The sequence below is a fragment of the Polaromonas sp. CG_23.6 genome (genome assembly GCF_029892315.1).
Taxonomy (GTDB): domain Bacteria; phylum Pseudomonadota; class Gammaproteobacteria; order Burkholderiales; family Burkholderiaceae_C; genus Polaromonas.
This window is the reverse complement of record NZ_JARXUY010000001.1, coordinates 3,549,517-3,570,247: the sequence shown is the minus strand read 5'-3', so window position 1 is coordinate 3,570,247 and position 20,731 is coordinate 3,549,517. Positions and strand designations below refer to the sequence as shown.

Genomic DNA, 20,731 nt, shown 5'->3' with positions numbered 1-20,731 from the left:
GGTTGACATTGGAAATATACTGATTTAGCCATATTGCGCTTTTTCCATAAGCTTCTATAGCTATAAAATAAATAGCATTTGGCATCAATTTCATTCTCTTGACTGCGCACTCGGCTGGCTGGCCGCCAAGCTTGTGAAGCGCCCCAGGAAGCCCGAAGCGCCCAAAGTGCGACAATATAAGGCTAAATGACATCATCCTTTTCGAACCTTTCGCTGGCAGAACCGCTGGCACGCGCCGTAGCCGACATGGGCTACGAAACCATGACCCCCATCCAGGAACAGGCGATTCCGGTCGTGCTGCAAGGCAAAGACGTGATGGGCGCCGCCCAGACCGGCACCGGCAAGACTGCCGCGTTCACGCTGCCCTTGCTGCAACGCATGATGAAGCACGAGAACGCCTCGACCTCGCCAGCGCGCCACCCGGTGCGGGCGCTGGTGCTGCTGCCCACGCGTGAACTCGCCGTGCAGGTGGCCGAACAGGTCAAGCTGTATGCCAAGTACACCAACCTGAACTGCGCCGTGGTGTTTGGCGGCATGGACATGAAGCCGCAGACGCTGGAACTCAAAAAAGGCGTCGAGGTGCTGGTCGCCACGCCGGGCCGCCTGCTCGACCACATCGAGGCCAAGAACACGGTGCTCAACCAGGTCGAATACGTGGTGCTGGACGAGGCCGACCGCATGCTCGACATCGGCTTTTTGCCCGACCTGCAGCGCATCCTGAGCTACCTGCCCAAGCAGCGCATCACGCTGCTGTTTTCGGCCACTTTCTCGCCCGAGATCAAGCGCCTGGCGTCCAGCTTTTTGCAAGACCCGGTGACGATCGAGGTGGCGCGTTCCAACGCCACCGCCTCCACGGTCGAGCAGCATTTTTACAGCGTCGGCGCCGACGACAAGCGCCGCGCGCTGCACCAGATCCTCAAGACACGCGGCATGAAGCAGGCGTTTGTCTTTGTCAACAGCAAGCTCGGCTGCGCCAAACTGGCGCGTTCGCTGGAGCGCGAAGGCCTGAAAACCACCGCGCTGCACGGTGACAAGAGCCAGGACGAACGGCTCAAGGCGCTTGAAGCGTTCAAAAGCGGCGAAGTGGACCTGCTGGTCTGCACCGACGTGGCCGCGCGCGGGCTGGACATCAAGGATGTGCCGGCGGTGTTCAATTTCGACGTGCCTTTCAACGCCGAAGACTACATCCACCGCATTGGCCGCACCGGCCGCGCCGGCGCTTCCGGGCTGGCCGTGAGCTTTGTCGCCAGCAGCGACCAGCGCCTGGTGACCGACATTGAAAAGCTGATCAAGACCAAGATCGAGATCGAGCCGCTGGAGTTTGAGGAAGACACGCCGCGCATCAGCGTGCAGGGCCGCATCAACGACGGCCGGCGCATGTACCGCGAAGGCGAAGAGGGCAGGGCGCCCGAGCACCGTTCGCCCAGAGAGCACACCGAGCGCCGGGAGCGACGCGAGTACACGCCGCACCGCCAGCCCGTCGTATCGCGCGATCCGTTTTTTGACCGTCCGTATGAGCCCGGCGTGGCGGCAGAGTCCCTGCCTTCGTGGGAGGCATCGTCCAAGGCCAATGCGGCGCGCAATGGCGTATCGGCCAACATCAAGCCGAAGAAGAAAGTCGCCGCGCTGTTCAAGGCTTTTTCCTGACATGCCTTTGGTGACGCATCGCGGATTGCGGTCGTGGCCAACGGCGGTGTCATCGGCCCTTGCCTACGGCGCCTGAAGCGGCTGTCCGGCGAGCAGTTTTTGTAGCGTCTGTACGCTGTTTGAATGATGGCTCTTCCTTCCTCCCGACGCCCAACACTGGCTGCTTTCGGGCATTTGTTACTTTTAAGAATCTTTCGCCCGCTGTGGCGCGCCGTCAACCAATGGGTGGATGCCGACGGCCTGCGCATGAGCGCAGCCATGTCGTTCTACGGCATCCTCAGCCTGGCCCCGCTGCTGGTGCTGCTGGTGGCGGTCATGGGCTGGTGGCTGGACCGCACCTTCATTGAAAGCAGCCTGATCACGCAGATTGCCAGTGTCATCGGTGAGCAGGGCGCAAAAGTCATCCAGCAGGCCATGACCAGCGCGCAGGAGCCGTCTGAAGGCATCACCGCGTCGCTGTTTGCCTTTGGACTGCTGCTGTCCGGCGCGACCGGCGTCTTTGCCGAGTTGCAAAATGCATTCGAGCGCCTGTGGCGCAATGGCAGCGGAAAAATGTCCAGGCCAAAGTGGTGGTATGGCGCAAGCCTGAGACTGCGCGGCGTCGCCTATATCCTGGCGCTGGGATTCCTGCTGCTGGTGTCGCTGGCCGTCTCGACGTTCACCAACCTGCTGTCGCTCTGGGCCGGAAATTACCTGCCACTGGAAAAAGTCGTCTGGATCCTGAACGAGGTGGTGTCGATTGCCTTTTGCACAGCGCTGTTCCTGGGGCTGATGCGCATGAGTTCCGGTCCCAAGCCCGCATTGCGCTTTTTGGTGATGGGGGCCATGGCCGGTGCGGTCCTGTTTCAGGTGGGCAAGTACCTGATGGCCTATTACCTGTCCACGGCGGCGGTCGTGTCGGCTTACGGCGCGGCTGGCTCGCTGGTGGTGATATTGATGTGGATTTACTTTTCGTCCGGCGTGTTGCTGCTCGCGGCCAGCATGTCACGAGCATGGGCTGACGAGGCGGCGCTGGCTGAGGAACAAAAGCCTGTATCTGACCTTCGGGCAGAAGTCATGGATTGCGGGTCGAGCCCGCACTGACAAGGACAGCGGGTCAAGTCGGTGATGGTTTGGATCGCAGCCTAAGTGCTTAAAAACGCAGTCAGTGCGGGCTCAACCCGCAATCCATGCTTTTCCCTGTCATTGCGGGCTCGACCCGCAATCCATCTCGGCAGTTTTAAAGAATCTGCGAATACAAGTCGTCCCAAACTGGGTTGTCTTTCTCGATCAGCGTAATCTTCCAGTCGCGCTTCCAGTTTTTCAGCTGCTTTTCACGCTGAATGGCGGCTTGTATGGATTCTATGGTTTCAAACCAGACCAATTGATGGATGTCATAGCGTTGCGTGAATCCATCGCAGCGCTGGGTTTTATGTTCATGGACACGTCGAACCAGGTCGTTGGTCACTCCGATGTACAGCGTGCCCCGGGGTTTGCTGGCCAGCATGTACACAAAATAGGGCATCAACAGACTCCGGGACATGGATTGCGGGTCGAGCCCGCAATGACAGGGAAAAGCATGATTGCGGGTCGAGCCCGCAATGACAGGGAAAAGCATGGATTGCGGGTCAGGCCCGTAATGACCGGGAAAAGCAGGGATTGCGGGTCGAGCCTGCAATGACAAAGAAAAACACTCTGTTGAAGAAAAATAATCTGTCATCCCGGGCTCGACCCGGGATCCATCTTGAAACTTTTAAAAAAACTATTTGCCTGGCACCTGCGCCTGCTCGCAATCCACCTGAATCAGCTCGAACGCACCGCCAATCCCCAGCTTGGCAGCCGTCAAACAGCCGCCCCAGACGCAACCGGTGTCCAACGGCAACACATGATTGCGCAGGCCGGTGTGCCGGTGGGCGTCGGCCACCAGCGTTGACCAGTGGCCGAACATGATCAGCGTGTCCTGCGTGGCCCGCCCGGACACTTCGAACCACGGCATATAGCCCTCAGGCGCACTGCCGGCGCCTTCATTGCTGCCAAACTCCATCGCCCCTTGCGCGGTGCAAAACCGCAGTCTCGTCAGCGCGTTGACGATCACCCGCAGCCGATCCGTGCCTTGCAGGCCGTCCTGCCATTCGCACGGCGTATTGCCATACATGGCGTTCAAAAAGCCTTTCAGGTCCGGTCCGCGCAAGGCGCCTTCCACTTCCGAAGCCAACGCCAGTGTTTGCGCCGAACTCCATTGCGGCAGAACGCCGGCATGCACCATCAGCCAACCGTGGTGGTGCATGGCCAGGGGGCGGTGGCGCAGCCAGTCCAACAGTTCGTGGCGGTCGCGCGCCTGCAAGATGTCGTTCACCGTGTCGTGCCGGCCTGGCGGGCGCACGCCCTGCGACAGCGCCAGCAGGTGCAGGTCGTGGTTTCCCAGCAGGCATTGCGCGGCATCGCCCAGCGCCATCAAGCTGCGCAACGTGCCGAGTGAGTCAGGCCCCCGGTTCACCAGGTCGCCCAAAAGAAACAAGGTATCGCGGCTCGGAGAAAACCCGATTTTTTCCAACAGCTGCTGAAATGGAGCATTGCAGCCCTGAAGGTCGCCGATACAGTAAAGTGCCATGGTCTTCATTTTGCCTACGGATCCATGGATTTCCTCCTTATCGTCTTCTTAACGCTGCTCAATGGCGTTTTTTCCATGTCCGAACTGGCACTGGCCTCCAGCCGAAAGGCCAGGCTGAACGCCATGGCCGAGTCCGGTGACAAAGGCTCCCGGGCCGCGCTCGACCTGCTGAGCAATCCCACGCAGTTCCTGTCGTCGGTGCAGGTTGGCATTACCTCGATTGGCATGCTCAACGGCATCATTGGAGAGGCGGCCTTCAGTGGCGGCGTCTCCGCTTGGCTTCAAACCTTTGGCGTGTCCGCGCAGGCGGCCGATATTTCGGCGACGGCAATTGTCGTGGCGGTGATCACCTACGTCACCATCGTCTTTGGTGAGCTGGTGCCCAAGCGCATTGGCCAGCTTTACCCCGAAACTGTGTCGCGTCTTGTGTCGCGCCCCATGATGTGGGTGGCCGCTGGCGCCAAGCCCTTTGTCTGGCTGTTGTCTTTCAGCACCCACGCTGTGCTCAAATTGTTGCGCGTGGACAACAGTGCTGACCGTGCCGTGACCGAAGAAGAAATCGCCGCCAGTCTGGAAGAGGGCGTCGATGCCGGCCTGATTGAGGCGCATGAGCACCAGATGGTGCAAAACGTGTTTCTTCTGGATGACCGCATGCTGACCTCGCTCATGCTGCCACGCGGCAGCATCGAATGGCTCGATGCATCCGATACGGTGGCCCAGGCGATCGACAAGGCCGGCGTGACAGGCCACTCCTGGTACCCGGTCTGCCGGGGCAGCCTGGACGATGTGGTCGGCGTGGTCAACGTTGCCAAACTGCTCGCCCTGCGCGGCCATATCCAGGCTGCAACGTCTGCCGATGCTTCAAGCTCGGTTCCCATGGTCTCAGACCGCATTGGTCCTTATGCGGTGCCGGCGGTGTTTGTTCCGGAAACGCTGTCCGGCATGGAGCTTCTGGAGCAGTTTCGCGCCCGTTCCACTCGAATCCTTCTGGTGGTCGATGAATACGGCGTGGTGCAGGGGCTGATGACGCCCATGGACATGCTGGAGGCCATCACCGGCGAGTTACAGACCGGCACCACCCGGGACGCATGGGCAACCCGGCGTGACGACGGCAGCTGGCTGATTGACGGACTCATGCCGGTTTCCGAGCTGAAAGCGCGGCTGGACATCAGGGACTTGCCAGAAGAAGACCGGGGGCGCTACAACACCGTTGCGGGCCTGTTGCAGTCGGTATCAGGTCATTTACCGACCACGGGCGAGCGCATCGCCTGTGCCGGCTGGCTGTTTGAGATCGTCGATCTCGATGGCAAGCGGATTGACAAGGTGTTGGTAACCCAACCCGGCTGATGGGATTTGGCGAGAAATTCAGGCGGGTCTGATCCAAGCGCAACCCTGTTCCGTGGGTGCATCTGTATCTGTACATCTGCACTGTCCATGGCAACGGGCTCGAATACTGAATAACAAACATCTTTGCTACATCAAAGATCTGAAAATTAAAAAAATCGTTGTTTTAGCCAGAAAAACCGCCACAAAAAAGGTCCAAAGAACTTTAAACGTATTTTTTATTACAATTTTTTACTATTGTTTATTTCGGTATTATTTGTGGCAATCGAAAATTTTTTTGCATAAAATACGCTGAATAAATAGTTCCCAGCACAGAAAGCAGGATTGGGGGTGTGGCCAAACACACCTCAAACCAAAATTCCTGTTGATTTTTAACGTTCTCATCGTTTTTAAAGCAAAAGCAGCCCAAAAATGCGATCCGTCAAAGCAAAAGTCAACTTTGGAACGTAAAAATTTGAAAGCAACGAGAAAACCTGAGTACCTTGTCGTGAGGTTATTCAATCACCTGTTTGCGGTAGGTTCGTTCCCGATTGTAAGCAGGCTGCGGTTGCGGCTCATTGAATTATTCTAAAAAGTGTTTTTTTTAGTGATTTTTTATCTTAATCACTTAAACATAAAAATATTAAAATCAAGAATAATTATCATTTTAACCAATTAATGCTCATATTTTTGAATTCCAAATCGATTTTGAATTATTCACATACCAGATGGTTTTTTGCTGTTTTGGGGCTTGCCTGGTTGGGCGGTTGTGCGTTTGCACCCGGATTGTCCATTGGCAAAGGCATAAAAGCGGCTGAATCGACAGCCAATCCTTATTCCATCACGACCAAGCGGACCTCAGGTTCAGCGTCCACCCGTGGGCTGGGCGACCCAATGGCTGCTGTTGAGGCGCCGCCAGCCGGAGCGTTGATGGCCATTACCCCCGAACTCATCAGGCAACAACGCGCGCTGCGCAAAGCTGAATTGGGCGCTGATGTCAAAGACCTGTTTGCCGACGCCAAGCCCTATGCCATTGGCCCAGGCGACGTGATCAACATCGTCGTCTGGAATCATCCTGAGCTGGTGCTGGCGCCCGCAGGCGCCACGCTGACGACCGATGCATCGGGTCTGGCCTCGGTCGGCAACGGCTACAACGTCAGCCCCGACGGTCTGATCCAGTTTCCGCTGCTCGGTACCTTCAAAATTGCCGGCCTGACAGAAAATAAGGCACGCGAGGAAATGATCCGTCGCCTGTCGAAATTCCTCAAGGATCCGCAAATCACCCTGCGCGTGCAGGCGTACCGTGCAGGCCGTGTGTATGTCGATGGCGAAGTGCGGACCCCTGGCCTGCAGGCCATCAACGACATTCCCATGACGCTGCCCGAAGCCATCAGCCGTGCGGGCGGCCTGACAGCCATTGCCGACAGGGCCACGGTGTCCGTGACGCGCAAGGGTGCCACCACGCTGATCAACATGCCGCAACTGGCCACGCTGGGCGTCAATCCGTCGAAGATCATGCTGGTGGCAGGCGATCTGGTGCGCGTGGGCAGTCGTGAAGACACCAAGGTGTATGTGCTGGGAGAAGTCACCAAGCCCACGACCTTGCCATTGCGCAATGGCCGCCTGACGCTGAATGAAGCGCTTGGCGAGGCCGGTGGCGTGAACGCTGTTTCGGGCGATCCACGTCAGATCTACGTCGTGCGCAGCCGTGATGGTGATCTGGGCGTCGTCGCTTCCGCCAATGCCGACAGCGTCGCAACCCCGACCTCACCCGAGATTTATCACCTTGACGCCAGTTCACCGACAGCCTACGCACTGGCCGAAGGCTTTGAGCTTAAATCGCGCGATGTGGTGTTTGTCGACCCGGTGCCGCTGGTGCTCTGGAACCGGGTGGTCAGCCTGATTTTGCCAAGCGCGGCCGTGGTCAGCACCACGAATTCCTCTTTCAAATGACAGCGGCTTAGTGTGATGAACAACATCCTCACCGTCTGCGTGGGCAACATCTGCCGCAGCCCTGTCGCCGAGGCCATGCTGAAAGACCGTCTGCCGGGCCGCAAGATCTGGTCGGCCGGTCTGCATGCGGTGGTGGGCCATGGCGCCGAAGCCACCGCCAGCGAAATTGCCAGGCAACACGGCCTTGACCTGTCTGCCCACCGCGCCCAGCAAGTCGCCGGCTGGATGTGCAGCCATGCCGACCTGGTGCTGGTCATGGAGGCCAGCCACCAGCAGGCGCTCGAAAAACTTTACCCCACCGCACGCGGAAAAATTCACCGTCTCGGCGAGTTTGGCCCGCCAGGCGGGTTCGACATTGCCGACCCTTACCGCCAGCCCCGCGCTGCCTTCGAAGCCGCCCATGCCGCCATCGCCCTGGGCGTGGACGAATGGGTGCGCCGTATCAAACTTGTTTCGTGATGTCTGACCGTATGAACGCTCCCCAATCTCCCGTGTCCGCCATGCCTTTGGCAGAGATGCAAGACGACGATGAAATCGACCTGCTGGGCCTGCTCGACGTGCTGCTCGATGCCCGCTGGCTGATTGCCGGCATTACCGTGCTGGTGCTGCTGCTGGGCGGTGCTTATGCCTTTTTGAGCCGTCCGGTTTATCAGGCCAACTCATTGATCCAGGTCGAAGACAGCAAGCCTGGCGCTGCCGGTGCCTTGGGTGATGCAGCCAGCCTGTTTGACATCAAGTCGCCCGCCACGGCCGAGATGGAAATTCTGCGTTCGCGGCTGGTCGTTGCCAAGTCGGTGGACGACTTGCAGCTGTATGTCAGCGCATCCCCTAAATATCTTCCCTTGGTGGGCGGCTGGATGGCACGCCGCGCCACCGGGCTGTCCGAGCCGGGTTTCATGGGCATGGGCGGCTACGTCTCGGGCAATGAATCCATTCGTCTGGGACTGCTCGAAGTGCCCGACGAACTGCAAGGCCAACTGCTGCTGTTGGTGGCAACGGAAGGCGGTTTTGAACTGCGCGACCCCGACGGCCAAGTGCTGGTGCAGGGAAAAACCGGCACGCCGGCCAGCTTTGGCGCGGGTGAAAGCAAGGGCCGTATTCTGGTGACCGAGCTCAAGGCCAAGCCAGGGGCGCACTTCAATGTGGCACGTTCCTCACGTCTTGGCGTAATCGAAGGGCTTCAAAGTAATCTGATTATTGCTGAGCAAGGCAGGCAGTCCGGCGTAATTTCCTTGCAATTGCAGGGAACTGACCCTCAAAATATAGCTAGCACTTTGAATGCTATAGGCACCAACTATGTGCGCCAGAATGTCGAGCGCAAGTCGGCGGAAGCAGAAAAATCATTGGCTTTTCTGGGCGACTTCCTGCCACAGCTCAAAAAGCAGCTGGAAGACTCCGAAGTTCGCTTCAATAAATATCGCAACCAGAACGGTACCTTTGACTTGGGCGTTGAAGGCAAAAACTACCTCGACACAGCCGTCAAATTGCAGGGCAGCCTGCTTGAGCTGCAACAAAAGCGTCGCGAGCAAAGCGCGCAGTTCACCGCCGCCCATCCGGTCATCCAGACGCTGGACGCGCAGATTGCCGCTGTCAGCAAGGAAATTGCCGACCTGACCAGCAAGGTCAAGACACTGCCCAATACCGAGCAAGACCTGTTGCGCCTGACGCGTGACGTCAGGGTCAACAGCGAGCTGTACCTCAATCTGTTGACCAGTTCGCAGCAGTTGCGCCTGGTGAAAGAGGGCAAGGTCGGCAACGTGCGTGTGGTTGATGCGCCGGTCGTGCCCGAGCGATCCATCAAGCCGCAACGCGCGCAAATCCTCGCGATCAGCGGTGTGCTTGGCCTGCTGCTGGGCATGGGACTGGCCTTTTTGCGCAACAGCCTGCGCCCCGGCATCAAGGACCCGGCCGACATCGAGTCAGCCACTGGTTTGCATGTATTTGCCACCGTGCCGCATTCGGTCGAACAGGACAAGCTTTCGAAGTTGATCAAGGGCCAGGCGCAAGGCACGCACTTGCTGGCGGTCACGCACCCTGAAGATCCGGGCGTCGAAAGCCTTCGCAGCCTGCGCACCGCGCTGCAATTTGCCATGCTGGACGCCCGCAACAACATCGTGCTGTTCACCGGTCCGACGCCCGGCATTGGCAAGTCCTTCACCAGCGCCAACTTTGCCGCCGTGATGGGCGCAGGCGGCAAACGTGTCCTGCTGATTGACGCTGATATGCGCAAGGGCCACCTGCACCAGTTTTTTGGCATGAAGCGCGGCCATGGCCTGAGCGAATTGATCACCGGCACCCGCGCGCTGGCCGATGTGGTGCACCGCGCTGTGGTGCCCAACCTGGACCTGATCACCACCGGCACCATGCCGCCCAATCCTGCCGAGCTGTTGATGTCAACAGCTACCCTGCAACTGCTGCAAGACCTGTCAGCCCAATACGACCTGGTGCTGATCGATACCCCGCCAGTACTGGCCGTGTCAGACACCCAGGTGCTGGCGCCGCATGCCGGCACCGTGTTCCTGGTCGCGCGGGCTGAAGTGACCGCGCTGGGCGAACTGCAGGAAAGCACCAAGCGCCTGGGCCAGATCGGTGTGCCGGTCAAGGGCGTGGTGTTCAACGACCTGGACACCAGCCGCCAGCGCTACGGTGGCTACGGCTACAAGTACAGCCGCTACCGCTACACCAACTACCAGTATGGCAAGACCGCCGACGGACAGTAAAAAAGCCATGCAAGACGCCCTGCCAGCGGCCTTGCCGCAACACGCGGCCATCATCATGGACGAAGCCGAGCTGCGCCCACACCTGAACATGGCGTATGCCCCTGACAGCTGCTTTGGCGCTTCAACTTCGCTGCTTGCCTGTTGATTTCCAACCGGAGATAGATCATGCAAAATTTTTTGAATCCAGATTCGCTTTCAGCACTGAGGGCGGGAAGCATTGCGCTTTTGGTGGCGTTGCTGGTCGCACTGCTGCTGGTGCGTACCCAGCGGTGGCATGGCCACTTCAGCATGGACAGCGACGAGGGTGTACAAAAGTTTCACACCAGCCCCACGCCCCGTGTTGGCGGGATTGCCATTGCCGTGGGCGTAATCGCGGGCTACGTGTTTGCCAGCGATGCTCGTCAAACCCTGTTGGGGCCGCTCATCTTGGCTGGAGTTCCTGCTTTTGCCTTTGGCCTGCTGGAAGACGTCACCAAGCGCGTCAGCGTGCGCAGCCGGCTGTTGGCCACCATGGGCTGCGGCGTGCTGGGCTGGGCCATCACGGGTTTGTCCATCACCGACGTCAACCTGCCGGGTCTGGACTGGTTGCTGGGCTTTACCGTCATCTCGGTGCTGTTCACTGCCTTTGCGGTGGGTGGCATTGCCAACGCCATCAACATCATTGACGGCTTCAATGGTTTGGCGGCAGGCACGGTCATCATCATCCTGGTGGCTTTTGGCGCGATGGCCACCGCCCTGGGCGACAACGACCTGGCCTTTGCCTGCCTGATCCTGGCGGGTGGCGTGTTTGGCTTTTTGCTGGTCAACTGGCCAATGGGCAAGATCTTTCTGGGTGACGGTGGCGCTTACTTTGTCGGCTTTGCATTGGCCTGGATTGCCGTGCTGGTTTTGGCCCGCCATGCCGAGGTGTCGGCCTGGGCGCCTTTGCTGGTGTGCGGCTATCCGATTCTGGAAGTGCTGTTCAGCATCGTGCGCCGCCGCCGCCGCCACTTGAGCCCCGGCGACCCGGACCGTTTGCATTTGCACAGCCTGGTCAAGCGCCGGCTGGCGCGTGCCTTGTTGCCCCATGCCGGCAACCTGGCTCGCAACTCCGTGACCGGCTCCATCATGTGGATTGCCGCGCTGGTGCCCGCCGCCATTGCGGTGACCTGGCCGACCCACACCGCCACGCTGGTGCTGGGCTTCGTGGTCTGCGGCCTGCTGTACACCGCCATTTACGCGCGACTGACGCAGTTTCGCTGGTTTTTTCAGCCCGTCACTTTAACTACAAAAACACGTACCGCATGATTCAACCCGTCATTCTTTGCGGCGGCTCCGGCACCCGCCTCTGGCCGCTGTCCCGCAAGGCATTCCCCAAGCAGTTTGTTCCCCTGCTAAACAACAAAAGCCTGCTGCAGCTCACGCTGGAACGCGTCGCGCAGTTGGGCGATGGGGCAACCCAGGTCATGTGTGTGGCGGCAGATGAGCACCGCTTTCTGGTCACCGAGGCCATGCAGGCGGCCAAGGTCAGCGGTACCGTCATTCTGGAACCGGCTGCGCGCAACACGGCCGCTGCAATGGCGCTGGCCGCGCTGGCGGTGAAATCCGAGCAACTGCTGCTGTTTTGCCCGGCCGACCACCACATCCCCAACGCGCAGGCCTTTGCCGCCATGGTTGAACAAGGCGTGGCCGCAGCCGGGCAGGGCGCCATCGTTACTTTTGGCGTGGTGCCCAGCTTTCCGAGCACCGCCTACGGTTATATCCAACAAGGGCAGAGCCGGCCAGACGGCAGCCACGCGGTGGCCCGCTTCATTGAAAAACCCACGGCTGACAAAGCCCAGGCCCTGATCCTGCAAGGCGACGTGCTGTGGAATGCCGGCATTTTTCTGTGCCGGGCTGATGCGTTGCTCAAGGCCCTGGGCCAGCACGCGCCCGACATTCTGGCCCACTGCCAGCAAGCCATGACCGGGGCCACGCACGACCAGGCCTTTATCCGCCCCGAACCGCAGGCCTTCAACGCCTGCCGCGCTGAAAGCATCGACTTTGCCGTGATGGAACACCACGCCGATGTGGCCGTCGTGCCTTTCTGCGGCGCCTGGAGCGACGTCGGCAGCTGGAATGCAGTGGCCGAGTTGTCCCAGCCCGACGCGGAAGGCAACCGCACCCAGGGCCAAGCCCACACCCTGCACGCCCGCAACACCTTTGTGCATGCACCGCACCGCCCCGTGGTAGCGCTGGGTACGCAAGACCTGCTGATCGTTGACACACCCGACGCCGTTCTGGTGGTGGCAGCCAGCCATGCCGAGTTGGTGAAAGACGTGGTAAATCACCTTATACAGCAAGGCGTGGCCCAGGCCAGCGCGCACCGCCATACTGCCCGCCCGTGGGGTGCATATGACAGCATTGATGCAGGCGATCGCTTTCAGGTCAAGCGCATCATCGTCAAGCCCGGTGCCCAACTGTCACTGCAGATGCACCATCACCGCGCCGAGCACTGGATCGTCGTCAAGGGCACGGCCGAGGTGACCTGTGGCGAAAAAACCTTTTTGCTGACTGAAAACCAGTCCACCTACATCCCGCTAGGCACCGTGCATCGGCTTAAGAACCCGGGAAAAACGTCGCTGGAACTGATCGAAGTACAAAGCGGCAGCTATCTGGGCGAAGACGACATCGTTCGTTTTGAAGACGTCTACGGTCGTGTCATTTCATTGACAGCAAAAGAACAAAACGGCGAACCCCCGTGTCCTGAATGGCTTGCTGGGACAAAATCTGGCGAATCGACACTGGCGTGTGCTGACCTCAACCAAATAGAGGAAGACAAATGAAGCAACAAATCGAATCTACTGCTTCCGTCCACATTGCTGTCATCGGCCTTGGCTACGTTGGCCTTCCCTTGGCTGTGGAATTCGGCAAGCAACTGCCCACGATAGGCTTTGACATAAACACCGTGCGTATTGCAGAGTTGAAAACAGGATTTGACCGCACACTGGACACAACTGCTAAAGAGCTGGTGAAGGCTGAGCATCTTCACTACACCGACAGCGCCGAAAAACTGGGCAGCTGCAATGTTTTCATCGTCACTGTGCCCACTCCGGTAGATGGTGACAAGCGGCCCGACTTCACGCCCCTGATAAAAGCCAGCCAGACTGTGGGCCGGATACTCAAGCAAGGCGATGTGGTGATTTATGAGTCCACCGTTTACCCCGGTGCAACCGAAGAAATGTGCGTACCTGAGTTGGAACGCGCGTCTAACCTGAAGTTCAACGAAGGGTTCACCGTAGGCTACAGCCCCGAGCGAATAAACCCTGGCGACAAGCAGCGCCGCCTAACCACCATACCCAAAGTCATCTCCGGTTCTACACCCGCTACCGCCGATTTTGTAGATGCGCTGTACCGCAGAATCATTACCGCAGGCACGCATAAAGCCAGCAGTATTAAGGTGGCTGAAGCCTCCAAGGTAGTTGAAAACACCCAGCGCGACGCCAACATCGCTCTGATCAATGAATTTGCCCTCATCTTCCGGCGCCTTGGCATCGACACCCATGAGGTGCTGGAAGCAGCTGGAACGAAGTGGAATTTTTTGCCATTTAAACCCGGTCTGGTGGGTGGCCACTGTATTGGCGTGGACCCGTATTACTTGATTCAGAAGGCTCAGTCTGTGGGCTACTACCCCGACATCCTGCTGGCCTGCCGCCGCATCAACGACGCCATGGGCCAGTATGTGGCAGCAGAAGTGGTCAAGCTCATGATCCGCAAGGGTCACGCTGTGGCTCAATCCCGCGTGCTGGTGTTGGGCTTCACCTTTAAAGAAAACTGCCCCGATCTGCGCAATACCCGGGTGATTGATCTGGTACGAGAACTGCAAGGTTTTAGCGCCCAGGTCGATGTGTACGACCCTTGGGCTGACTTGGCCGAGGCCAAGCATGAATATGGCATCAGCCTGTTGCCCGAAATGCCCGCACCGGACCAGTACGACGCGCTGGTGGTTGCCGTAGGCCATGACCAGTTCAAGGCGTTGGGCATTCATGGCTTGCGTCACCTGGCAAATGGAAGAGCCGTGATTTACGATATTAAAGGCATTTTTGGTAAAGAGGACGTGGATGGGCGACTGTGAGAGTTCTTATTTGAAAAAATGCCTCCAGCTCTTTTTAAACGGGCGTCAGCATATCAAATCATCCGCTAAATTAACTTTAGGGTCGTTGTTGCTTACTACACAGTAGGCGAGACTAGATTACACTGAAAAATAGCTGGTGGATCGAATAATTCAGTTGCACAGATAAAAAAATTTAGCAGAGAGTTTATGCCAATGTGTAAAGCCGATAAGTTTAAGAATTACGCCAGTCTGAGGGTGGTTAGATTGTGGAGAGCAAAGCATTGTCATTAATAAGAGAAACCGCTTGGAGTGGAATGGCTGCTGTAATGATGTCGGCCGGCCGCCTAGCGATCGCTATATTTCTCGCGCGACGCTTAGGGCCAGCCCAATTTGGTGATTTTGTTTTCATACAATGGCTGGTAGAGATTATATTTCTTCTTTGTTCATTTGGATTAACAGGGGTTGGATCAAGATTCTTCGCGGAATACCGAAGTGCTGGTTTAGGAGACTTTCAAGACTTTGTTCTTTGGTATCGTCAACGAGCCATTTTTGTTGTAATGATGGCTGCGATTGTTACTCCGACAATTGCTTATATTTTTGCAGATACGAAAAGTTTTTTTGGATTAATTTCAGTTTCTATATGGGCGATTGGAAATGCAGTTTTGGCTATAGCGACAGCGCGAGCGCAGGGGTTACAGTTTTTTAAAAGAGTGGCAATTTCGAATTTACTTTTCGTCACGAGTACTTTTTGTGGTGTTTACTTATTGCCTAAACAATATAATTCAGCAGAAGTGATGATGATGATATTTGGAATAGCCACTTTAATCTCGTCTTTGGTATGTATATTTGCAGTAGTTCCGAAATTTTCAGATGTCTTCAGCAACGTTCCTACGTTTTCGTCTTCAGCCGTTTCCAGTTACGCAACGAACGTTTGGATTTCGGCTACTATTTCTGCAATGGTTTGGTCCCGCGCTGAGATATCGGTCGTGCGCGGCATGCTAAATACTACTGACGTCGCATTGTATTCAACAGCTCTCACTTTGTCGGGTTTGGTATCGATGGCTGTAGCACTTGGAACTGGTGCATTGGGCCCAAAAATAGCACATCTATGGGGGCAAGGTCTGATACATGAAATAGTCGGGCTTAGTCGAACAGTTACTGACATCTTAATCTTTATAAGTGGCGTAGCTGCTGGTCTATTAATTATTTTTTCCGGAGAAATATTGGTAATTGCTTTTGGACCAAAGTACGATGGTGCCAGTTTGGTATTGGCAGTTCTCGGCGTTGGTGTGATGGGATTAAGTTCTGGTTGTGTGAATACTGTCATACAATATAAAACTAACGGTAAATTTTCCAGAAATGTAAATCTTTTAGGCGGTATTTTGCTCTTTTCTCTAGTAATCCCTTTAGTTTGGAAATTTGGAATTATCGGTGCCGCTGTAGGTCGCTGTGTCGCACAGTTGTTCGTTGCAACTATAACTTTTGTATATGCATTGCGTTACGTCTCTAAAAAAATAATAAACATAAAAAATATCTTCTGGATTACTTTTCTTTTTTCCTTGTTAATTTTAATATCGACATTAATAGGTAACTCAGAGATTTTGAAGAAGTTAATGCTGTATTTTCTGTTTGTATGTGGGCTATTTTGTTTTTTGAAAATTGGACCAAGTGAGTTGCGACCAATTTCTTGGTGTAAATCAAATTTTTATTATCGATTCAAGGTTTTGAAGTAATATGAATGTTACGTTATCTATAATATTTATTACATATAATCGATCGGATCTGCTGTGCCGTTCTTTGTCATCTATTAAAGATTATATTGATAATATTAATATATTTCGAGAGTATATTGTTTCTGATGATGCTAGTACCCTTGCACATCAGAAAATAATTAACAGCCTTCCTTTTGATAAGATCTTACTTGCACCACAAAATCAAGGAATTGGAGCAAATGTAAATAAAGGTATTAAAGCGTCTGAATTTGATTATGTATTTCAAATACAAGATGATTGGGAATACTTAGGTGATATATCGGTATTAAAATGTTGCTTAGAGATACTTGATAAAAATCCAAATATTGGAATTCTTCAGTTGACGCCTGTTCATTCTGATTTGCCAGCAGAACGTCATGTTTTAGGTTCGACTGAATTTAAGGTCTTTAAAAACGATGGACTGCCTTGGCTTAGAGATTGCAGTGTTAGGCCTTACTCGGATGGTCCGCACATTAAACGTAGGGAATTCATCAAAGATTTGGGGCCCTACCTCGAAAAAGTACCTATGGGGATCTGCGAAAACGATTTTAAACGGCGAGTTGCCAGACAGCAAAAATGGCAAGTTGCTCAATTGAATGCACCTTCTCTTTTTACCCACTTAGGTGGGGATGCTAGTTTAAATCCTGGCGGAAAACGTCACCCGGTCGTTAATGCGTTGCTGAAAGTGCCCCTCATTGGTAACGCGCTAGAAAAAGCAACACGGCGAACATATATTTTTCTTGACCATACTGCCGCTGTGCTTTGGTCATCGTTGCGCAGAGGTTAAATATGAGTGTTTGGGCATCCATACACGGTTTAAGAAGATGGGCTTATGCTAAAAAGCTGATTCAGATAGTAAGAATATAGTTAGATTACCTGTGTTAATAATAAAATCAAATATACCAAGTAGTTCAAGAGTATTTGGTTGGTGGCGTCCTGGGGTAATTCAGCTGTTGTTAGGTTTTTTCATGTTGGCTGTAGTCGATCATGTAAAAGCTGATGATTGGTGGGTTGTAGGTCTTTTGCTTATAATATCTGGCGCAAGTCTTTTACCTTATTTATACAGCGCTCTTAAAAGACCCATCACTATCGTACTTGCTGACCACTTGCTTGTATTGGCGGTTGCTTTTTTTGTTTATTTTATTATTGGCGCATTACTGTTGTCGCTAGGTCCGCACGATGAGGTGGAATTTGCAATGTCCTACTATAGGATAAATGCATCGAAAGCGGTGAGTGTTGCTGCTTTCAACTCTATTGGTTTTGGCTTCGCCCTTATGATAAGCCTTCTTGCGCCAAAACGAATATTCTCTCGGCTTTCGCGCTTAGCCGTTCGCGTGGGTGTACGTGTGCCGCTTGAATGGGTGATCGCACTGTTTCTCATTATAGGATTATGTTCCTATATATATGTTTGGATTTTTGATGCAAACCCACAACCTGATACCGTAATTTCTGGTTCGTGGCGCAGTTTGTCAAACCTGCTCCTCGCAGCCATTATTTTAGGTGCTGCCCATCAGGGGAGTGGTGCTAAAGTATTCCGATTTTTGTCAATATGCATTGCAATGGCACTGGCATTTAGTGGTTTGCTTTTGCTAAATAAAGGCCAGGTTATGATGCCGATACTGGCACTTTGTATGGGATATATATGGCGATTGGGTGTGCGAAGAGTTGCATTACCTAGTTTAGTGATAATTTTAACTATATTTCTAATTATTGCTAGTCCTGTTGCAACTGTTAGAAACTTATATGGTGCTAGTTCTAAGGTCGAATTTGATACTCGTATCCCTTTGCTCTGGGATGGGATTGTTAATCCGAAAAAAGATACTTTAGAAAGCGATTACTATCCCTGGGCTCGATTTTGCTACACTCCATCGCAAGCTGCTGCAATTGATTTATATGACTCAGGTAATGGTGGTACAGATATTGAGCTTATAGGTTGGGTTTTTCTTCCGAGATTTTTATTTCCAAATAAGCCGGTGATAACTGCGACGGGACAAGAATTTAACTATAAATTAACCGGTAGTATGAACTCGTCTACAGGGCAAGGCGTTTTTGTTAATGGTTATTATAATCTTGGATTTATTGGTGTAGTTTTTAGTGGGTTGGGGGTTGGTTTTATTTTAACGTATACATCATTATTTGCGGCGTTTGTTTTTAAAAGTAGAGCCTTAATATGGTTACCCTTTGCTTTGTTGGGTAGTTATATGGCATTTCGTATTGATGGATTTTTTATCGGAGACTTTTTAGGACCATTTTCTTTATTGCTATATGGATTAATTGGTATCATGATAATTTCAAAAATATTAAATCAGTCAAAGCGCAAAATACTATGATAATCCTATTTGTTGGTGAGACTTGGAAGGGCTCTTCTGCGAGATCACTTTGTGAATCATTGACTAAAATTCCTGATCTGATAGTGGATGAGATTGGTGAAGATAATTACCTTCCTCGATATTGCTCACTATTTCTTCGTATTCTAAATAGATTAATAAAACCTCAGCAAATATTAGAGTTGCAACGTCAAATATTTATCAAAGCTTGCGCTCTCAAGCCTAATGTTTTGATGGTTTATAAGGGTAATGGCGTATCTGCTGAGACCGTTAATTTCGCTAAACAGGCAGGTATTTTTACAGTTAATATATTTCCTGATTATTCGCCGCATGCTTATGGGAGTCGCCTACAGGCCGCGATGGGTGAATATGACTTGGTTGTCTCAACCAAGCCCTTTCACCCTGCAGGTTGGGGTCCTATATATGGGTACAGTAATCCGTGTGTGTGTGTACCTCACGGTTACGACCCTGCCGTTCATTATTGGTCTGAGCCTCCGGACGAACAGGACTTCGATGTGGTGATGGCTGCAAGCTGGCGGCCACAGTATGAAACGTTAATAAAGGCTTTTTGTGAAGAGATGAGGGGCCAACAAGTGCGCGTTGGGTTGGCCGGCTCAGGGTGGGAGGCACGCCGTGGAGAATTTCCTGCTGACTGGGAGTTTGCTGGGCCACTTTACGGTCGCGCTTATGGTGAGTGGCTACGTCGTGGCAAGATTGTCATTGCGCCAGTACATAGCGAAGTTATGATCAACGACGTTCAACAGCCAGGCGATCAAGACACTACGCGTACATACGAGTTGGCATCCTCAGGATGCTTTTTCCTACATCGTCGAACACCGTTTGCTCAAACGCTTTATGACGAGGAAACGGAGGTGCCTATGTGGGACTCTCCGCAGGAACTTGCCGATTTGGTAAAGCGGTTTCTTCCACTGGGTGAGCAACGTCAAATCATGGCTGCTGCGGCGCATCGACGTGCGGTACCGGCATATTCCGTGCCAACGCGCGCTGCAGAGGTGGTCGAGCATGTTCGGGCTGGCTTATTCGCACATCGCGATAAATTTATAGACAAAACTGTATGAGGCTATCGAAATGAAGCCATGCATCGGCTTGGTGGTGCCCTCGCTGGAAGTGGGTGGGGGAGTTCCTGCAGTTGCTAAGTTTGTGCTCGATGTGGCGCTGAGGGAGGGTCGTTATCGTGTGCAGCTTATATCTCTTGCGACATCCTCCGTGGATAGTTGTAGCACGCGAGTGGCGGACCCTCGAACATGGCTGCGTGGCGTTTCAACGCGCGGCGGGGAGTGGCACGAAATGCCGTTGCGACATGTGGGCGTAAATTGGACAGATTTCGAGTTTCAACGATATAAGCCACGGAAAGCACTCGTCGCAGCAGTGGCTGATTGTGATCTGTTACAAGTGGTCAGCGGGGCGCCAGCTTGGGCTAATGCCGTTGTCGGACTAGGTAAGCCGGTTGCTTTGCAGGTGGCAACGCTCGTGCGCGTGGAACGCCGGCGCCGGGATGCAAGTCCGCGAACTTTAGGGGGTTGGTGGCGAAAAGCCATGACTAAAGTGACGGCACGTATAGATGACAGGGCCTTGCAAAGCGTAGATGCCATCCAGGTAGAAAATCCTTGGATGTTCGACTATGCGCGGCAGCTAAATCAAGGTCGCATCGTTGACCTGCGGTATGCACCGCCAGGAGTCGATGCCGAAGTATTTCATCCTTTGTTCCTGCGCGATATTGCTACTGACCCTTATATATTATGCGTAGCTCGGTTTAGCGATCCGCGCAAAAACATTGGACTACTGCTGGAAGCTTATGCACGGTTACCGCTGTCGTTGATTGGGCGAGTAAGGTTGGTGTTGGCGGGCTCTTCTGGGCCAACAGAGGGGTTTTGGCTGCGTGCTGATGAGTTGGGCCTGCGTGATCGCATCTCTTATATTTATAGACCTGACCAGCAAGCCTTAGTTAGTTTGTATCAACGGGCTGCGGTATTCGCTTTGCCATCAGACGAGGAAGGATTGGGCGTTGTGCTGCTGGAATCAATGGCATGTGGTGTGCCTGTGGTTGCCACGCGTTGTGGAGGGCCTGACGGAATTATTGCCGAGGGCAAGGACGGATTTCTTGTTCCGCTGGATGACCCGGCCGCGATGGGTGATCGGTTAATAACCTTATGTACAGATCAGCAACTTAATCACAGTATGGGGCTGCAGGCGCGTAGGACTGTTCTAAATCGTTACGCTGAAGAAATAGCAGGGCAAGCGTTTGTTGATGTATGGGATAGGCTTCTGCATAAGTCTGGAAAAGGCTGATATGTGGGCAACTTCATTTTGTTGCTGGTGCAGTACGT

Annotated in this window: 17 protein-coding genes; 15 read left to right on the top strand and 2 right to left on the bottom strand. The window is 54.0% G+C overall.

Annotation, left to right across the window (positions count from 1 at the left end):
* Window positions 1-186: 186 nt before the first annotated feature.
* Window positions 187-1,647 (top strand): DEAD/DEAH box helicase, encoded by a 1,461-nt coding sequence (locus tag H4V98_RS16900; protein WP_280757749.1) that lies wholly within the window; start codon window positions 187-189, stop codon window positions 1,645-1,647.
* Between the two features lie 123 nt (window positions 1,648-1,770).
* Window positions 1,771-2,730: a YihY/virulence factor BrkB family protein gene (locus H4V98_RS16895; protein ID WP_280757748.1), complete on the top strand. Its 960-nt coding sequence runs from the start codon at window positions 1,771-1,773 to the stop codon at window positions 2,728-2,730.
* 136 nt (window positions 2,731-2,866) lie between these two features.
* Here the strand turns inward: H4V98_RS16895 and H4V98_RS16890 are convergent, their stop codons facing one another.
* Both H4V98_RS16890 and H4V98_RS16885 read right to left on the bottom strand, forming a co-directional pair.
* Entirely contained in the window at window positions 2,867-3,346 is a 480-nt protein-coding gene (locus H4V98_RS16890) for a GIY-YIG nuclease family protein (protein WP_280757747.1), read from the bottom strand.
* Window positions 3,347-3,388: 42 nt separating this feature from the next.
* The gene (locus tag H4V98_RS16885) at window positions 3,389-4,237 is read right to left on the bottom strand and encodes a symmetrical bis(5'-nucleosyl)-tetraphosphatase (RefSeq protein ID WP_280757746.1); all 849 of its coding nucleotides are present in this window, start codon (window positions 4,235-4,237) and stop codon (window positions 3,389-3,391) included.
* A gap of 24 nt (window positions 4,238-4,261) precedes the next feature.
* On the opposite strand from H4V98_RS16885, the gene H4V98_RS16880 reads away from it, so the two are divergent.
* The 13 genes from H4V98_RS16880 to H4V98_RS16820 all read left to right on the top strand — a co-directional run bounded on the left by H4V98_RS16880 (window position 4,262) and on the right by H4V98_RS16820 (window position 20,693).
* Window positions 4,262-5,584, top strand: coding sequence for a hemolysin family protein (locus H4V98_RS16880; protein WP_280757745.1), 1,323 nt, complete (start codon window positions 4,262-4,264; stop codon window positions 5,582-5,584).
* Window positions 5,585-6,490: 906 nt separating this feature from the next.
* Window positions 6,491-7,513: a polysaccharide biosynthesis/export family protein gene (locus tag H4V98_RS16875; RefSeq protein WP_280757744.1), complete on the top strand. Its 1,023-nt coding sequence runs from the start codon at window positions 6,491-6,493 to the stop codon at window positions 7,511-7,513.
* A 15-nt stretch (window positions 7,514-7,528) separates the two neighbouring features.
* A complete protein-coding gene (locus tag H4V98_RS16870) occupies window positions 7,529-7,972 on the top strand; it encodes a low molecular weight protein-tyrosine-phosphatase (protein ID WP_280757743.1) in 444 nt (147 codons plus the stop codon).
* 11 nt (window positions 7,973-7,983) lie between these two features.
* A complete protein-coding gene (locus tag H4V98_RS16865; RefSeq protein WP_280757742.1) occupies window positions 7,984-10,233 on the top strand; it encodes a polysaccharide biosynthesis tyrosine autokinase in 2,250 nt (749 codons plus the stop codon).
* Window positions 10,234-10,240: 7 nt separating this feature from the next.
* Complete coding sequence (locus tag H4V98_RS16860) at window positions 10,241-10,378, top strand: hypothetical protein (protein WP_280757741.1); 138 nt, start codon at window positions 10,241-10,243, stop codon at window positions 10,376-10,378.
* Between the two features lie 20 nt (window positions 10,379-10,398).
* On the top strand, window positions 10,399-11,520 hold the full coding sequence (locus H4V98_RS16855; RefSeq protein WP_280757740.1) for a glycosyltransferase: 1,122 nt from the start codon (window positions 10,399-10,401) through the stop codon (window positions 11,518-11,520).
* Complete coding sequence (locus tag H4V98_RS16850; protein WP_280757739.1) at window positions 11,517-13,037, top strand: mannose-1-phosphate guanylyltransferase/mannose-6-phosphate isomerase; 1,521 nt, start codon at window positions 11,517-11,519, stop codon at window positions 13,035-13,037. The genes H4V98_RS16855 and H4V98_RS16850 overlap by 4 nt, the downstream gene beginning before the upstream one ends.
* Window positions 13,034-14,326, top strand: a complete 1,293-nt coding sequence (gene tviB, locus H4V98_RS16845; RefSeq protein WP_280757738.1) for a Vi polysaccharide biosynthesis UDP-N-acetylglucosamine C-6 dehydrogenase TviB — start codon at window positions 13,034-13,036, stop codon at window positions 14,324-14,326. The genes H4V98_RS16850 and tviB overlap by 4 nt, the downstream gene beginning before the upstream one ends.
* A gap of 245 nt (window positions 14,327-14,571) precedes the next feature.
* Window positions 14,572-16,038 carry a lipopolysaccharide biosynthesis protein gene (locus H4V98_RS16840; RefSeq protein WP_280757737.1) on the top strand — a complete coding sequence of 489 codons (1,467 nt, stop codon included), beginning with the start codon at window positions 14,572-14,574 and terminating at the stop codon, window positions 16,036-16,038.
* Between the two features lies 1 nt (window position 16,039).
* Complete coding sequence (locus H4V98_RS16835; RefSeq protein ID WP_280757736.1) at window positions 16,040-16,843, top strand: glycosyltransferase; 804 nt, start codon at window positions 16,040-16,042, stop codon at window positions 16,841-16,843.
* Between the two features lie 181 nt (window positions 16,844-17,024).
* Window positions 17,025-18,386: a hypothetical protein gene (locus H4V98_RS16830; protein WP_280757735.1), complete on the top strand. Its 1,362-nt coding sequence runs from the start codon at window positions 17,025-17,027 to the stop codon at window positions 18,384-18,386.
* A 59-nt stretch (window positions 18,387-18,445) separates the two neighbouring features.
* Window positions 18,446-19,462 carry a glycosyltransferase gene (locus H4V98_RS16825; protein WP_280757734.1) on the top strand — a complete coding sequence of 339 codons (1,017 nt, stop codon included), beginning with the start codon at window positions 18,446-18,448 and terminating at the stop codon, window positions 19,460-19,462.
* Window positions 19,463-19,940: 478 nt separating this feature from the next.
* On the top strand, window positions 19,941-20,693 hold the full coding sequence (locus H4V98_RS16820; protein WP_280757733.1) for a glycosyltransferase family 4 protein: 753 nt from the start codon (window positions 19,941-19,943) through the stop codon (window positions 20,691-20,693).
* Window positions 20,694-20,731: the final 38 nt, after the last annotated feature.

Bases quoted from the DNA above. Each gene is read 5' to 3' on its own strand.
- H4V98_RS16885 (WP_280757746.1), bottom strand. From the start codon at position 4,237: ATGGCACTTTACTGTATCGGCGACCTTCAGGGCTGCAATGCTCCATTT.
- H4V98_RS16890 (WP_280757747.1), bottom strand. From the start codon at position 3,346: ATGACAGATTATTTTTCTTCAACAGAGTGTTTTTCTTTGTCATTGCAG.
- H4V98_RS16895 (WP_280757748.1), top strand. From the start codon at position 1,771: ATGATGGCTCTTCCTTCCTCCCGACGCCCAACACTGGCTGCTTTCGGG.
- H4V98_RS16870 (WP_280757743.1), top strand. From the start codon at position 7,529: ATGAACAACATCCTCACCGTCTGCGTGGGCAACATCTGCCGCAGCCCT.
- H4V98_RS16865 (WP_280757742.1), top strand. From the start codon at position 7,984: ATGAACGCTCCCCAATCTCCCGTGTCCGCCATGCCTTTGGCAGAGATG.
- H4V98_RS16830 (WP_280757735.1), top strand. From the start codon at position 17,025: ATGTTGGCTGTAGTCGATCATGTAAAAGCTGATGATTGGTGGGTTGTA.
- H4V98_RS16860 (WP_280757741.1), top strand. From the start codon at position 10,241: ATGCAAGACGCCCTGCCAGCGGCCTTGCCGCAACACGCGGCCATCATC.
- H4V98_RS16880 (WP_280757745.1), top strand. From the start codon at position 4,262: ATGGATTTCCTCCTTATCGTCTTCTTAACGCTGCTCAATGGCGTTTTT.
- tviB (WP_280757738.1), top strand. From the start codon at position 13,034: ATGAAGCAACAAATCGAATCTACTGCTTCCGTCCACATTGCTGTCATC.
- H4V98_RS16820 (WP_280757733.1), top strand. From the start codon at position 19,941: ATGACTAAAGTGACGGCACGTATAGATGACAGGGCCTTGCAAAGCGTA.
- H4V98_RS16835 (WP_280757736.1), top strand. From the start codon at position 16,040: ATGAATGTTACGTTATCTATAATATTTATTACATATAATCGATCGGAT.
- H4V98_RS16900 (WP_280757749.1), top strand. From the start codon at position 187: ATGACATCATCCTTTTCGAACCTTTCGCTGGCAGAACCGCTGGCACGC.
- H4V98_RS16850 (WP_280757739.1), top strand. From the start codon at position 11,517: ATGATTCAACCCGTCATTCTTTGCGGCGGCTCCGGCACCCGCCTCTGG.
- H4V98_RS16875 (WP_280757744.1), top strand. From the start codon at position 6,491: ATGGCCATTACCCCCGAACTCATCAGGCAACAACGCGCGCTGCGCAAA.
- H4V98_RS16855 (WP_280757740.1), top strand. From the start codon at position 10,399: ATGCAAAATTTTTTGAATCCAGATTCGCTTTCAGCACTGAGGGCGGGA.